Source organism: Cognatundibacterium griseum, assembly GCF_014284195.1.
Lineage (GTDB): Bacteria > Pseudomonadota > Gammaproteobacteria > Burkholderiales > Burkholderiaceae_D > Undibacterium > Undibacterium griseum.
In genome coordinates, this window is sequence record NZ_JACOGC010000005.1 from 284,644 (window position 1) to 299,194 (window position 14,551).

General features: G+C 51.1%; 11 protein-coding genes. 3 read left to right on the forward strand and 8 right to left on the reverse strand.

Annotated features, from left to right (window positions below):
- Positions 1 to 63: 63 nt before the first annotated feature.
- The 3 genes from carB to H8K27_RS13650 form a co-directional block, all read right to left on the reverse strand.
- On the reverse strand, positions 64 to 3,282 hold the full coding sequence (gene carB / locus H8K27_RS13640) for a carbamoyl-phosphate synthase large subunit (RefSeq protein WP_186863719.1): 3,219 nt from the start codon (positions 3,280 to 3,282) through the stop codon (positions 64 to 66).
- A 3-nt stretch (positions 3,283 to 3,285) separates the two neighbouring features.
- Positions 3,286 to 4,440 carry a glutamine-hydrolyzing carbamoyl-phosphate synthase small subunit gene (carA, locus tag H8K27_RS13645; protein ID WP_186863791.1) on the reverse strand — a complete coding sequence of 385 codons (1,155 nt, stop codon included), beginning with the start codon at positions 4,438 to 4,440 and terminating at the stop codon, positions 3,286 to 3,288.
- Positions 4,441 to 4,732: 292 nt separating this feature from the next.
- Positions 4,733 to 5,140 carry a heme-binding protein gene (locus tag H8K27_RS13650; protein WP_186863720.1) on the reverse strand — a complete coding sequence of 136 codons (408 nt, stop codon included), beginning with the start codon at positions 5,138 to 5,140 and terminating at the stop codon, positions 4,733 to 4,735.
- 174 nt (positions 5,141 to 5,314) lie between these two features.
- Here H8K27_RS13650 and H8K27_RS13655 point away from each other — a divergent pair, with 174 nt between their 5' ends.
- Entirely contained in the window at positions 5,315 to 5,872 is a 558-nt protein-coding gene (locus H8K27_RS13655; RefSeq protein ID WP_186863721.1) for a C40 family peptidase, read from the forward strand.
- 213 nt (positions 5,873 to 6,085) lie between these two features.
- Here the strand turns inward: H8K27_RS13655 and H8K27_RS13660 are convergent, their stop codons facing one another.
- Complete coding sequence (locus tag H8K27_RS13660) at positions 6,086 to 6,964, reverse strand: patatin-like phospholipase family protein (RefSeq protein WP_408058455.1); 879 nt, start codon at positions 6,962 to 6,964, stop codon at positions 6,086 to 6,088.
- A 517-nt stretch (positions 6,965 to 7,481) separates the two neighbouring features.
- Between H8K27_RS13660 and H8K27_RS13665 the strand changes: the two genes are divergently transcribed.
- Positions 7,482 to 9,563: a bifunctional 2',3'-cyclic-nucleotide 2'-phosphodiesterase/3'-nucleotidase gene (locus tag H8K27_RS13665; protein WP_186863722.1), complete on the forward strand. Its 2,082-nt coding sequence runs from the start codon at positions 7,482 to 7,484 to the stop codon at positions 9,561 to 9,563.
- 78 nt (positions 9,564 to 9,641) lie between these two features.
- A complete protein-coding gene (locus tag H8K27_RS13670) occupies positions 9,642 to 10,373 on the forward strand; it encodes a tetratricopeptide repeat protein (protein ID WP_186863723.1) in 732 nt (243 codons plus the stop codon).
- A gap of 398 nt (positions 10,374 to 10,771) precedes the next feature.
- On the opposite strand, the gene H8K27_RS13675 is transcribed toward H8K27_RS13670, so the two are convergent.
- The 4 genes from H8K27_RS13675 to H8K27_RS13690 form a co-directional block, all read right to left on the reverse strand.
- The gene (locus H8K27_RS13675; protein WP_186863724.1) at positions 10,772 to 11,764 is read right to left on the reverse strand and encodes a S49 family peptidase; all 993 of its coding nucleotides are present in this window, start codon (positions 11,762 to 11,764) and stop codon (positions 10,772 to 10,774) included.
- Positions 11,765 to 11,778: 14 nt separating this feature from the next.
- Positions 11,779 to 12,138 carry a Rieske (2Fe-2S) protein gene (locus tag H8K27_RS13680; protein ID WP_186863725.1) on the reverse strand — a complete coding sequence of 120 codons (360 nt, stop codon included), beginning with the start codon at positions 12,136 to 12,138 and terminating at the stop codon, positions 11,779 to 11,781.
- 22 nt (positions 12,139 to 12,160) lie between these two features.
- Positions 12,161 to 12,820: an HAD-IIIA family hydrolase gene (locus tag H8K27_RS13685; protein WP_186863726.1), complete on the reverse strand. Its 660-nt coding sequence runs from the start codon at positions 12,818 to 12,820 to the stop codon at positions 12,161 to 12,163.
- 115 nt (positions 12,821 to 12,935) lie between these two features.
- Positions 12,936 to 13,898, reverse strand: coding sequence for an RluA family pseudouridine synthase (locus tag H8K27_RS13690; protein WP_230419308.1), 963 nt, complete (start codon positions 13,896 to 13,898; stop codon positions 12,936 to 12,938).
- Positions 13,899 to 14,551 lie beyond the last annotated feature (653 nt).

Here is a 14,551-nt window from a genome sequence, read left to right on the forward strand (position 1 = left end):
GTCTTTTGTGACCTCTGTATCAAAAATTCAGCACCGGAAAAACTGCCGGCACCCTTGTTTGCGTCAGTTTAAGGTCTTATGCAAGCCTTGTAAATCATAAACATGCAATTCGTTCAAATAACGCATACCCTCAACCGCCGCCTCTGCACCGGCAATCGTGGTAAAGGTGGTTGCACGCGCAATCAGCGCCGAAGTGCGGATTGCACGGGAATCGGTAATCGCATTACGTTTTTCCTCAACGGTGTTGATGACCAGAGCAATTTCATTATTCTTGATCATATCAACAACATGCGGACGACCTTCCACCACTTTATTGACAACAGAAACCGGAATGCCTTCTGCTGCAATTGCCGCAGCCGTTCCTCTGGTCGCGACAACAGAGAAACCCAGCTCGACCAGATCCTTCGCCACTTTGACACCACGCGGCTTATCGCTGTTTTTGATACTCAGGAAAACTTTACCAGAAGTTGGCAACTTCACACCAGCTCCCAGTTGTGATTTCACGAAAGCTTCGCCGAATGTCTTGCCCACACCCATGACTTCACCGGTCGATTTCATCTCAGGTCCGAGAATCGTATCAACACCAGGGAATTTCACGAACGGGAATACCGCTTCCTTCACACTGAAATATGGCGGCACGACTTCTGCACCGATACCTTGCGAATCCAGTGACTGACCAACCATGCAGCGTGCCGCGATTTTGGCAAGCTGTAAGCCGGTGGCTTTCGATACATACGGAACGGTACGCGAAGCACGCGGATTGACTTCCAGCACAAATACGACGTCCTGACCGTCTTTGTGCTGAATAGCAAACTGCACGTTCATCAAACCGACTACGTTCAGACCTTTTGCCATCAATGCAGTCTGACGTTTAAGCTCAGCAATCGTTTCTTGCGAGAGCGAGTAAGGCGGCAGCGAACATGCAGAGTCACCCGAATGGACACCTGCCTGCTCAATATGCTCCATAACACCACCAATGAAAGTACGGGTGCCGTCAGACAAGCAATCGACATCAACTTCAATCGCATCATTCAGGAAACGGTCGAGCAATACAGGAGAGTCATGCGAGACCTTGACCGCTTCACGCATGTAGCGCTCCAGATCACGCTGCTCATGCACGATTTCCATTGCGCGTCCGCCCAGTACATAAGATGGGCGTACGACCAGCGGATAACCGATTTCCTGCGCCAATGCCAATGCCTCTGGTTCAGTACGTGCAGTGCGGTTTGGTGGCTGACGCAGGCCAAGCTCCTGCAACATTTTCTGGAAACGTTCACGATCTTCCGCAGCATCGATCATGTCGGGCGAGGTACCGACGATAGGTACGCCGTTTGCCTCCAGATCAAGCGCCAGCTTCAAAGGTGTCTGACCGCCATATTGCACGATCACGCCGACTGGTTTTTCCTTGTCGACGATTTCCAGCACGTCTTCCAGTGTCAGCGGTTCGAAATACAAACGATCAGAGGTATCGTAGTCGGTCGATACGGTTTCCGGATTACAGTTCACCATGATGGTTTCGTAACCGTCTTCGCGCATCGCAAATGCAGCATGTACGCAGCAATAATCGAACTCAATACCTTGACCGATACGGTTAGGGCCACCGCCCAGCACCATGATTTTCTTCTTGTCAGTTGGATTCGATTCGCATTCTTCTTCGTACGTCGAATACATGTAAGCAGTATTCGTGGCAAATTCACCGGCACAGGTATCCACGCGCTTGTACACCGGACGCACGTTCAGGGCACGGCGCTTTTCGCGGATAGCAGTGTCTGTGGTTTTCAGTAACTTGGCGAGACGGCGATCGGAAAAACCTTTTTTCTTCAGCGTCAGCATCATGTCTTTATCGATGCTATCCAGACTCTGTTCGTCCAGCCACAATTCGATATCGATAATGTCCTTGATCTGCACCAGGAACCAAGGATCAATGTGCGTCAACTGATGCACTTCTTCCATTGTGAAACCTTGAGCGAATGCATCACCCACATACCAGATACGATCAGGACCAGGTTCGCCCAGTTCTTTTTCCAGAATCTCGCGATCCTGGGTTTTTTCGTTCATGCCATCGACGCCAACTTCCAGACCGCGCAAGGCCTTCTGGAAGGATTCCTGGAAAGTACGGCCAATCGCCATGACTTCACCCACCGATTTCATTTGCGTCGTCAGACGATTATCGGCCTGCGGGAATTTCTCGAATGCGAAACGCGGAATCTTAGTCACAACATAGTCAATTGACGGTTCGAACGATGCCGGCGTTGCGCCGCCGGTGATTTCGTTGCGCAATTCGTCAAGCGTGAAACCGACTGCCAGTTTCGCCGCGATTTTAGCGATCGGAAAACCGGTCGCTTTCGATGCCAGTGCCGAAGAACGCGATACGCGTGGATTCATTTCGATGACGATCATGCGACCGTCGGCCGGATTGACCGAGAACTGCACGTTGGAGCCGCCGGTATCGACACCGATTTCACGCAGCACCGCCAGCGAGGCGTTACGCATGATCTGATACTCTTTGTCGGTCAGCGTTTGTGCCGGAGCAACCGTGATGGAGTCGCCGGTGTGCACGCCCATCGGGTCCAGATTTTCGATGGAGCAGACGATAATGCAGTTATCCGCTTTATCGCGCACCACTTCCATCTCGTACTCTTTCCAGCCGATCAGCGATTCTTCAATCAGCAATTCATTGGTCGGCGATGCTTCCAGACCGCGTTTGCAGATGGTTTCGAATTCTTCCGGATTGTACGCAATGCCACCACCAGTACCGCCCATCGTGAACGATGGACGGATGATGACCGGAAAGCCAACATCCTTTTGCACAGCCCAGGCTTCATCCATCGAATGCGCAACGCCGGAACGGGCAGAACCCAGGCCGATCTTGGTCATTGCATTTTTGAATTTCAGACGGTCTTCCGCTTTATCAATCGCTTCAGGGGTTGCGCCGATCAGTTCAACTTTGTATTTATCGAGCACGCCGTTGCGCCACAAATCCAGCGCGCAGTTCAGTGCAGTCTGACCACCCATGGTCGGCAGAATGGCGTCCGGCTTCTCCTTGGCGATGATGCGTTCAACCACCTGCCAGGTAATCGGTTCGATGTAAGTCACATCGGCCATTTCCGGATCCGTCATGATGGTCGCCGGATTGCTGTTAACCAGAATCACGCGGTAACCTTCCTCGCGCAAAGCCTTACATGCCTGTGCGCCGGAGTAATCGAATTCGCAGGCCTGGCCAATGATGATAGGACCAGCGCCGATAATCAGTATGCTTTTTATGTCTGTACGTTTTGGCATTTATTATTCTCCTGTTTTTGCCGTGGTCATCAATGCGGTGAAACTATCGAACAGGTAAGCGATATCGTGCGGACCTGGTGACGCTTCAGGATGCCCCTGGAAGCAGAATGCAGGTTTGTCAGTGCGCGCAAAACCCTGCAGCGAGCCGTCGAACAGAGACACATGCGTGACGCGGCAATTGGCGGGCAACGAGGCCGCATCGACTGCAAAGCCGTGATTCTGTGAGGTAATCAGCACTTGCTTGCTGTCGAGATCCTGCACCGGATGGTTGGCGCCGTGGTGACCAAATTTCATCTTGAGTGTTTTCGCACCGGAAGCCAGCGCCATGATCTGATGCCCCAGACAGATGCCGAAGGTCGGGATACCTTTTTCGATCAATTCTTTGGCAGCAGCAATCGCGTAGTCACAAGGCTCAGGATCACCAGGACCATTCGACAGGAATACGCCATCAGGATTTAAAGCCAGCACATCGGCAGCGCTTGACTGCGCCGGCAGCACGGTGACCTTGCAACCGCGCTCAGCCAGCATACGCAGGATGTTGCGCTTCACGCCGAAGTCAAAAGCGACGACGTGGAATTTCGGATCAGTGAGCTGACCGTAACCTTCGCCAAGCTTCCACTCAGACTCGGTCCATTGATATGCTTGTTTGGCCGATACGACTTTCGCCAGATCCATGCCGGACAGTCCCGGGAAAGACTTTGCCAGCGCAATCGCTTTTTCCGCATCATCTCCCACCAGAATCGCACCGCCCTGCGCACCTTTTTCACGCAGGATGCGCGTCAGTTTGCGGGTATCGATACCGGCAATCGCGACGATGTTCTGGGATTTCAGGTAATCGGAAAGGGAGGATTCAGAACGGAAATTAGACACCAGCAAAGGCAGGTCTTTAATGATCAGGCCGGCAGCGTGGATTTTTTCGGACTCAACGTCTTCGGCATTGATACCGGTATTACCGATATGCGGGTAAGTCAGCGTGACGATCTGGGAACTGTAACTGGGGTCGGTCAGAATTTCCTGATAGCCTGTCATCGAGGTATTGAAAACCACTTCGCCGACGGTATGGCCGGCAGCGCCGATAGCATATCCTGTAAAAATGGTTCCATCTGCAAGAGCAAGTATCGCGGTGTCCTGGCCGGAACGAAGAAGGGACTGCGGAATGGGCAGCAAGGGCAACTCCTGTATTGTTACCGCCGCTGCGACGCCCCAAGCTGTCGTTTTCCGCAGGCCGAGCAAAGATGCCGCGCAGCCTGAAAAAAGATGATGGAGCGATGTGAATTTGGGTAGGCGCTACGGCGAGATTTCGGATTAGTTAAACCCTCGAATTATAGCCCGAAACAGCCTTTCAGGCAAATTCCCGCCGCAGAAATCCTGCCCCGTCATCCACGAATTACGTCTGGCCGCACGAGGATGTGATCAATGTGCCATCATCTCGTGCAGCCTTGAACTGAAATTACAGCCCCAGTGCTGCAATCCCTGCTTTTGCAATCTGTGCATCTTCCTGGGATTTGACGCCGGAGACGCCGACTGCGCCTACGCAGAAACCATCTGCCATGATTGGTACGCCGCCTTCCAGCATCCCCTCCAGCAAAGGTGCGCTCAGGAATGAATAACGGCCATTATTGATAATGTCTTCATAAATCTTGGACTCACGCTTGCCCAACGCGGCAGTTGCCGCTTTGGCAGGTGCGATGTGTGCAGAAATCGGCGCCACGCCATCCAGACGCTGGAGCCACATCAGATGTCCGCCATCATCGACAATCGCGATGACCACCGGCCATTGATTCGCCTTCGCTTCCGCTTCGGCTGCTGCCGCAATTTTTTTCACATCATCCAGAGTCAGCATTGGTTTGGTTTGCATCTTTTCCTCCATGTCAAAGTGCCGCGATTGTACGCCAGAGATCGCTCATCAGGAGTAAAAACAGTTTTGCCTTCCAGCCCGAGTTTTCAGATTAACCAGAGAAACAGTCAAAAGGTTTACATTGTTTGGAACTTCGCTTAAAGTGGGGCGGTTTTCAAGGACAGGACCCCAAAGATGCAGAGAAACGTTTCCAGGATTGCCACTCTTAAAAGATTTGCGCTCTTAGCGCTGATCACTGCGTCCCTGCAAACCACTTTCTGCCAATCCGCCTCGGCTGTCGATGCCCTCACCTCCGGCACAGACACCTCTTCCACACTGAGCAAATTACAGGAAATCCGGCAACGCGCCGCCGATCTGACCATGAAAGCGATCGATTTCATGGGCATCCGCTATAAACGCGGCGGCAGCACTCCTGAAAACGGACTGGATTGCAGTGGATTCGTCCGCCTGGTGTTTAAAGACGCCCTCGGTGAAAACCTGCCCCGCACAGCGGCAGAAATCAGCCGCGTCGGAGAAAACGTGGATCAAAAAGATCTGCAGCCCGGCGATCTGGTGTTCTACAACACATTGCGCCGCGGTTTCTCGCACGTCGGGATTTATCTGGGTGACAATAAATTCATCCACTCGCCATCCGCCGGTGGACAAATTCGCGTTGAAAGTATGGATATCGCGTACTGGAAAAAACGCTTCAACGGCGCCCGCCGCATCAGTGAAGAAAACACCAAGCAGTAATCATGATGACCTCGCCGGCTATGCACCTCCGGCAAAAGCAGGTCAGGAGCGCGCTCCAAAAACACACCGCAGATGCTCCGTCCAGATTACAGGGGCGGCCAGCGCATCCAGAGCAGACGCAGATACTCCCCCTGCTTTTGAATCAATCCAGCCTGATGCCAGCATTAATATTAGCGTCTGAAACATACTCCCCCGGAGTATATTTTTCTCCGATTACCGCTCCTGCAACAATTTGATTTTTTGCCTTAACTCCGGCATCGCCAGCATGGCCGCTTTTTCACCAGCCAGGATCGCCAGATTACGCCCGGCAAAATCACTGCCTTTCATGCTCGGCAACTCTGGACGGATCACGATATCCGCCTGTTTCAGCTCAAACTGATTAATGCTCTGCCCCATGATGGTGACCGTCTGCAGCAGAATATCAATGGTACTGCTGCCATTCTGGGTTTCGGGTTGCTGGGATATATTGACCGCAATCACCAGATCCGCGCCCATATCACGCGTAAAACGAACTGGCACCGGCGCCACCAGACCGCCATCGACATATTGACGGTCATTGATTCTGACTGGCTGGAACACGGCAGGAACCGCCGAAGACGCGCGCACCGCGGTGCCGGTATTCCCCCTCTGGAACAACACAGCCTGTCCGGTGGACAGATCGGTCGCCACAGCACCAAACGGCTTTTTCAGTTTTTCAATGGGTACATGATTCACCATGCGGTTAACGTACGCCTGCAAAGCATCGCCCTTTAAAACACCGCTGGATTTAGAAAACAAAGGTAAAGACCAGTCAGAAATGGTCGCCTCATCCATTTCCAACGCCATCTTTTGCAGGGCAAAGCCATTATTCCCCGCCGCATACATCGCCCCGACGACACTGCCCGCACTGGTTCCCACGATCACGTCAGCAAAAATTCCCTGCGACTCCAGCGCCTTGATCACGCCGATATGCGCAAAACCGCGGGCGGCCCCGCCCCCCAGCGCCAGTCCGATCCGGACAGGACGAGGTGTTTTTTGCACCGCTACCGGCGCGACTTGCTGGGTAACCGCTCCCTGAGTCGCAAGCGGCGTCGTGCCGCAGGCAGACAACATCAGTGCCGTGGTTGCAGCCACCAGCAAAGGAAAAACATCAATGCGCCGACGCATTGCATTCAGTGAAGAAAATATCGACATAAACCTGCGGTCCCAGCACAAAAATCAGACACAAACAAAACAGGGCAAGAAATGACAACTGCCCGCGAGAGGATGAAAGCCATCCCAAAAGGCAGTGATTATATGACCTTCCCAATGGGGTTGCACGTCGTCACACGTGCGAACCATCATCGATCAGTTCATCTTGAGCGATTTTAGCGGTTGATCACTTTATTTTCGGCGCAATAAAAGCCAGACCTGACATCAGACGCCAGATGAAAATTTCACGACGATCAGCCATGGCGATATAAAGCTGTCATCATATTGACATATTCACCATTGATAATTGCCCGATCATCCGGTCCAGGATGAAAAATAAGCGGCCTGCTCAATAATGATTTACTTCAAAAAGCAATCGATTGCGCAATCGTTAAAATCATTTAAAACAAGTCTATAAAAATCCACTGGGAATCATCCAATGAAAAAACTTATCTGGCTTTCCCCGCTGGCAACGCTCACGCTTGCAGCCTGCGGTAACAGCAACATCCTCAGCACGACTCCGGCCATTCCTGAAGGCACCACATTGAAAGTAGCGTTGCTGGAAACGACAGACCTGCATCAGAATATCCTGAGCTATGATTATTACGGACTCAAAGCAGACACCAGCCTGGGGCTGGAGAGAACCGCGGCCCTGATCAATTCTGCACGCGCAGAAAACCCGAACACCGTTTTGCTGGATGATGGCGACGTGATTCAAGGCACCCTGCTTGGCGATTACCAGGCTATCGCCTCGCCGGTTCCTTGCAGCGGTACAATGGCGATTCACAAAGTCATGAATGCCTTGAAATACGATGGCGCCGGCGTCGGTAACCATGAATTTAACTACGGCCTGAATTTCCTGAGCCAAATCACGAATACTGATTTTGGTATCAGTGATGTGACCAAGCCAAGCAATTGCGGCGCCCCGAGTTTCCCAGTTGTGCTGGCCAACGTGGTCGGTGCTACCAGCCAGAAGCCGATTTTCAATCCCTACTCCATCATTCCGAAACAGTTTTCCGCCACCAAACCGGATGGCACTTCCATGAACGTCACGTTGAACGTCGGCATCATGGGCTTCGTACCACCACAGATCATGGATTGGGATCAGAAATACCTGGCCGGCAAAGTCATGGTCAACGGTGTCGTTGAAACTGCCAATCAGTATGTTCCTGAGATGCGCAACAAGGGTGCCGACCTCGTCGTCGCGCTGTCACACGGCGGGCTGGATGCATCGGCTTACAGCCCTAAAATGGAAAACGGCAGCCTGTACCTGTCCACCACCGGTATCGACGCCCTGATGCTGGGCCACTCACATCTGATTTTCCCGCAGGCTAAAGAAGTCAACGCGCCGAAAATCGATGCTTCGCTGGCTGCACTGCCTGCGGATAAAGTTGATACCGCCAAGGGTCTGATCAATGGCATACCGGCAGTCATGGCGCAAAGCTGGGGCCGCCGCCTGGGCATCATTCAGATGACCCTGAAATACCAGAGCGGAAAATGGGTAGTTCAGAAAGATCTGACCAACGTCGAAGCACGCGGTTTCAAATACAAAGACGGCATCACCATCGTTGATGCCGATGCGTCTGTAGCGCCACTGGTCGATACGGAACACAAAGCAACGCTTGCTTATGCCACTCAGCCGTTAGGCACCACAACCGACTTTGAAATGTCCGCCTATTTTGCACTGGTCGGCGATGTCAGCGCGATTCAGATCGTGAATCAGGCGCAGATCGATTATGTTAAAAACTTCATTGCCAACTCAACCGACGCCACGATCGCCAGCTATAAATCCATCCCGGTGATCTCCTGCAGCGCACCGTTCAAAGCTGGCCGTAATGGCGCAACCGACTTTACCGATGTGGCACCAACCGCCACCAGCACCAGTCCGGTCGGCCTCCAGGTGCGCAACCCGGGCGACCTCTATTTGTACGGCAATAACAATCTGCAAGCCGTTAAAATCAAAGGTTCCGATCTGAAAAACTGGCTGGAAACCTCCGCCAAACAGTTTGCCCAGATCAATCCGGCGCTGACCACCGAGCAGGATCTGGTTCCATCCTACTCAACCATCTACAACTATGATGTGTTCTACGCTGAAAACAATGCGCTGCAATACCAGATTGACGTCACTCAGCCAGTCGGAAGCCGTATCGTGAATCTGACCTATGCCGGCAAACCGGTCGCAGCCACTGATGATTTCATCGTCGGCACCAATGATTACCGCGCTGGCGGCGGCGGTAATTTCCCGGGAATCGACGGCAGCAAAACCATCATCAAATCGCCGGATGCCAATCAGGCCGTTGTCAGCAGATATCTGAAGAAGCAAAGCAAAATCACGCTGGCGAATAATGGTTCCGGCCAGAGCTGGAGTTTTGTCAAAGTCGCGACACAAGGTCCGGTCATTCTGCGTTCAGCGCCGGGCAAACTGGCCGTCGCGAATACCGCAGGTCTGGCACGTGTGAAGTCTGAAGGTGCACTGGATGCCAATGGCTTCTCCAAATATGCCATCGATCTGAGCAAATAAGTAACTGACTTTCAGAACCTTGCATGACCAACGCACTTCCATGTCCAGTGGAAGTGCGTTTTCCCGTTTAAATAAACCATGAAAATATTGTTGATCATCACCCTGTTCAGCCTGTTCGTCAGCGCATGCACGCCCGCCCCCAGCGCTCTGCCCACGACTGCTGAAATTGAATCCGCCGGAATGCGCGCCATGCACGGACAGCAAGACGAAGCTTTTCAGCATCTCCGCATCTGGGCAAAACAAGGCAATCCACAGGCGCAACGCGAACTGGGATTAGCGCTCAGCGCCAAGACAGATCAGTATCCGGAAGCCATTCACTGGCTGGAGCAGGCCGCCAAGGGCGGCGATGCACAGGCGCAATTCGCAGTCGCTGAAGCAAATTACAAATCCGGACTGGGATTAACCCAAAACTTCACGCTCGCCTGGCAATGGTATGAACGGGCAGCCAACCAGCACCACCCCAAAGCCAGCTTCATGCTGGCACGTATGGCGAAATATGGAGAAGGCACCAGACAAGATCTGCAAACATCCGTCCATTGGCTGCAAATCGCCAGCGATCAGGGAAATGCGCAGGCGATGTTCCTGCTGTCGAATGCTTATGCTGCAGGTGAAGGTGTACAAGTAAATCCCCAAAAAGCCAGAGAGTGGCTGGAACGATCAGCAGAAGGAGATTACCCGGTCGCCATCCATGCCCTCGCTCTGGAGCTGAGCGGATCCACAGAAAACCGGCCGACTGATTTGCAGACGTCGCGGCATCTGATCAAAGAAGCCTCAGATGAGCGATTGTTGAGATGGAACAGGTATCAATAACAAGAAAATAGGAAAGAAACGATCTTTTAGATCTTATTTTCGCATGTCATTTTTAATATACGGCAACAAAAAAGACGGCAGCATTGCACTACCGTCTTCTTATGCTTCGCCAAAAACAACGAGGAATCCGAGAAACCTCAATTCGCAATCATTGCGGAGTCATAATGCATCAATTTTCTTTCTACTTCGCACATAACCGGCACAACAGAAACAACCGGGGCTCAAAAAACAATAACTCTGAAAGTAAGATAATTTTTTATGCCAACCTCCCGTTTTGAACCAGTTACAGCTTCACTATAGGCTTTTCATCAAAAACCGGAAGAAAATTAAAACTATCTGCATCGGATACAAGATTGAGAAAATTAAATAAATTAAATAACTCAACCCTTGCCACCCCATCAGTGTAAAAAGTTTTTATTCCCCTTCCAGAGAGAGGTCATTGCAGCAGCCCCCATCGACGCACCGAATTTCTTCAAAACTCTCTCCGGCAAGCCATCTTTCTGCGTATAGTCGACAACGTTATCAGCCTTGAATACATCACGGGCAACTGTGTCGATCGTGCCAAAATCGTCTGCCAGTCCCATTTCAACAGCCTTGCTGCCAATCCAGAACAAGCCGGAGAATGTATCAGGTGTCTCTTTCAGACGTGCGCCCCGCCCTTTGCGAACGACATCAATAAACTGGGCATGTATCTCATTGAGCATTGCTTGCGAATAAGCCTTCTGCTTTTCCGTCTGCGGAGAAAACGGATCCATAAATCCTTTATTTTCACCCGCAGTCATCATCCGGCGCTCAACTCCCAGCTTACTCATTAAGCCAGTAAAACCAAAACCATCCATCAGCACACCGATAGAACCGACCACGCTGGCTTTGTTCACATAGATTTTGTCAGCCGCCGAAGCAATGTAGTAGCCGCCTGACGCACAAATTTCGTTCACGACAACATACAATTTTTTATCCGGATACTCTGTCCTGAGGCGAACGATTTCATCATTAATCATGCCGGCCTGAACCGGACTCCCTCCGGGACTGTTAATGCTGAGAATAACGCCAACCGATCCCTCGTCTTCAAACGCACGATCGAGCGCAGGAATCACCTCGCGCGCACTCGCATTACCTTCCGAATCAATTTCACCATCAATTTCGACTAATGCGGTATGCCGGCCAGGACTTTTCATTTCTATATCACTCAACCCTGCGATTTGGTAAATACTAAATACGATCAATATCAGGGTCGTCAATTTAAAGAAAATTCCCCAGCGCCGGCGCAAACGTTGTTCGCGCAAGGTTTCAAATGCCAGCTTTTCCAGGACATCCCGCTCCCAGCCAGCACTGGAAACATTTGCGCTTGCCGCGGACGTATCCGTTTGCGGTGTTTGTTCATTTATCATCACGTCAGTTTCAATCAGGCAATAACAGGTTGAATATAATCATCAGGATGCCAGTAAATCATTCCATCCGATTCGGTTACATGGATTTTTCTCAAACGGGCTCCGCGGCATGGTCCGCCTGAACAATGACCTGTTTCAGGTTCGTAAATAGCGCCATGCGTTGCGCACATGATGTAAAGCCCGCTCGATTCCAGAAACTCGCCGGGATTCCAGTCCAGCTCCACCGGCACATGGGCGCACCGGTTCAGATAAGCATGCACAGCACCCGCATAACGAATCACAAAACCAACTGCATCATCACTGCCGGCAGTCACCGGAAAGCGAATACCCAATCCGCCTTCAATTAAGGCATCAGACTGGCAAATTGATATCATTGTCACTCCCGCTCCACTCTTCTCAGGCGTTTTGCATCAGCCAGGCATGCAAATCACGTACAGTTTTTGCCGAATACAACGGGTTCAGCGCAGCCAGCGCATCGGCCTGGTGCGCGCCGTATTCAACCGCGACAGAAGCTGCGCCGGCATTGTTTGCCATCTGAAGATCATGCGTGGTGTCACCAATCATCAGTGTTCTCTGCATATCCTGCCCCAACTCCCGCGTCAGTTCCTGCAACATCGCAGGATGTGGCTTGGAAAAGGTTTCATCAGAGCATCGTGTTGCATCGAATACTGAAGTCAGTTTTGCTGTATGTAACGCACGGCTCAGACCAACCCTGCTTTTACCGGTTGCCACCGCCAGGAAATATCCCTCCTGCACCAGCTCATTCAGCATATCCCGCACACCGTCAAACAATGGCAGCTCGTGATCTTTAAGCAAATAATGGTAACGATAGCGCTCCACCATCCGCGGATAGTATTTAGGGTCAATGTCCGGTATCGCTGCTTTCATCGCATCAGCCAGCGACAAACCGATCACATAAGATGCAGCACTGTGATCCGGAACAGGCAACCCAAGATCCTTTGCTGCAGCCTGAATGCACTGCACGATCGTGGCAGTGCTGTCCATCAGCGTACCGTCCCAATCAAAGACAATAAAATCAAACTGCTTTTTTGACATGTTCTTAAATGCTCAGTTATTTCAAAATAGCAACTATGTTGCCGGAAAATAACGGCATCATACCACTTTGGCAAAGTAAGTTTTGAGCGACTGGCTCACGCCACGAGTCGCAAGATCATCCCAGGCTGAACAAAAATGCCTCGCAATCTTCAGGTAATCGGGCATTCACCGTCATGACCTTTCCATTTTCCGGATGCATAAAAGTAATCTGATGTGCATGCAGGAACATCCTTTTAAAAGCACCGTGATCCGTATTTGCCTTCTGTAAGGATTTATTCAAGGCGAAGTCGCCATATTTCTCATCTCCGACAATCGGAAATCCGCTGGCCGACAAGTGCACCCGAATCTGGTGGGTACGTCCCGTCTTCAACTCCGCCTCCAACAAAGCAAAACGCTGGTATTTTTTCTTCAGGGAAAATATCGTATGAGATGCCATCCCATCCGCCTGCACCCGTACCCGTCGCTCACCGTCTGCAGTCGTGTATTTATGCAATGGCAATTTGACATGCTGCCGGGCATTTTTCCAATCCCCGGCAATCAAGGTGTAATAGCGCTTGTCAGTGACGCCATCACGCATCTGTTCATGCAAATTAGTTAATGCAGTACGTTTTTTTGCAATTAACAGTATTCCGGAGGTTTCACGATCCAGGCGATGCACCAGTTCCAGAAATTTAGCTTCCGGCCGGGAAGCCCTCAGTTGCTCAATCACGCCATAGCTGACGCCTGAGCCGCCATGTACAGCGACACCTGCTGGTTTATCAATAATCAACAAATAAGGGTCTTCATACAAAATAGGAAATTCCAGCTTAGGCACCACCTGCACAGACGTTTCGGCGACACGGATAGGCGGAATCCTCACCACGTCCCCCTCTGCCAGGCGATACAACTGATCTATGCGCCCTTTGTTAACCCTCACCTCGCCGGAACGTAAAACTCGATAAATATGGCTTTTAGGCACCCCTTTGCAAATGCGCAGCAGGAAATTATCGATACGCTGACCTGCCTCTTCTTCTGAAATAGTCAGCAACTGCACGCGTGGCTGCGACGTCGAAGACTGCTCGGGGAAAGAATTTTGCATTTGTTTTTGCTTCGTTTCCCGATTAATTGTCGCTAAGTCCTTCATTTTGAATATATAATCATTTGTGCTTCAGCAATTACGCTTGAGCAGTGTAAGAGAAATAAACGACTATTTTACACAGGGGTCAGTTCATCAGCCTCGCCTGTTCGCAAATATGATGAAAAAGATGTGTATGCGACGGCATCTGCAACCAGGGTAATAACCGATTGTTATTATCGGGTCTGAGCAGAAGCGGTTGGATCAGAGAGTACAGATAGCAAGGATAAATAGGATAAGAGAGGCTGGTTCGCACTGCACCGCTGCGCTTATCCTGAAATTGATTTTTGTAGTAAAGGCGATTCCGTCAGGCACAACAGAAAAAGATGGCCTGACACCAAAGTTGCGCATCGCCTGGCGTTGACTTTAGCTATTGCACAAATATAGCTGAAGAAATAATGCGGGGAACGTGTGCACTCGGCTTTCTATTGAAATTTTTACGCGCCTGGCGCGAAGCAGAAAAAATGACAAATAATATTGCATGCAGCCTTGTGCTGATTGCAGTCATTCTGCTGCGCCACTGGCATTTACCCTGCCCTCATACTCCGTCCTGCATACATCCCCGATAGCACAGCTGCCTTATTATAATAAAGTGCGGCAAAAGATGACCAAAAGGT

Coding starts and splice junctions, on each gene's coding strand:
- carB (WP_186863719.1), bottom strand. CDS start 3,282: ATGCCAAAACGTACAGACATAAAAAGCATACTGATTATCGGCGCTGGT.
- H8K27_RS13650 (WP_186863720.1), bottom strand. CDS start 5,140: ATGCAAACCAAACCAATGCTGACTCTGGATGATGTGAAAAAAATTGCG.
- H8K27_RS13655 (WP_186863721.1), top strand. CDS start 5,315: ATGCAGAGAAACGTTTCCAGGATTGCCACTCTTAAAAGATTTGCGCTC.
- H8K27_RS13660 (WP_408058455.1), bottom strand. CDS start 6,964: ATGTTGTCTGCCTGCGGCACGACGCCGCTTGCGACTCAGGGAGCGGTT.
- H8K27_RS13665 (WP_186863722.1), top strand. CDS start 7,482: ATGAAAAAACTTATCTGGCTTTCCCCGCTGGCAACGCTCACGCTTGCA.
- H8K27_RS13670 (WP_186863723.1), top strand. CDS start 9,642: ATGAAAATATTGTTGATCATCACCCTGTTCAGCCTGTTCGTCAGCGCA.
- H8K27_RS13675 (WP_186863724.1), bottom strand. CDS start 11,764: ATGATAAATGAACAAACACCGCAAACGGATACGTCCGCGGCAAGCGCA.
- H8K27_RS13680 (WP_186863725.1), bottom strand. CDS start 12,138: ATGATATCAATTTGCCAGTCTGATGCCTTAATTGAAGGCGGATTGGGT.
- H8K27_RS13685 (WP_186863726.1), bottom strand. CDS start 12,820: ATGTCAAAAAAGCAGTTTGATTTTATTGTCTTTGATTGGGACGGTACG.
- H8K27_RS13690 (WP_230419308.1), bottom strand. CDS start 13,898: ATGCAAAATTCTTTCCCCGAGCAGTCTTCGACGTCGCAGCCACGCGTG.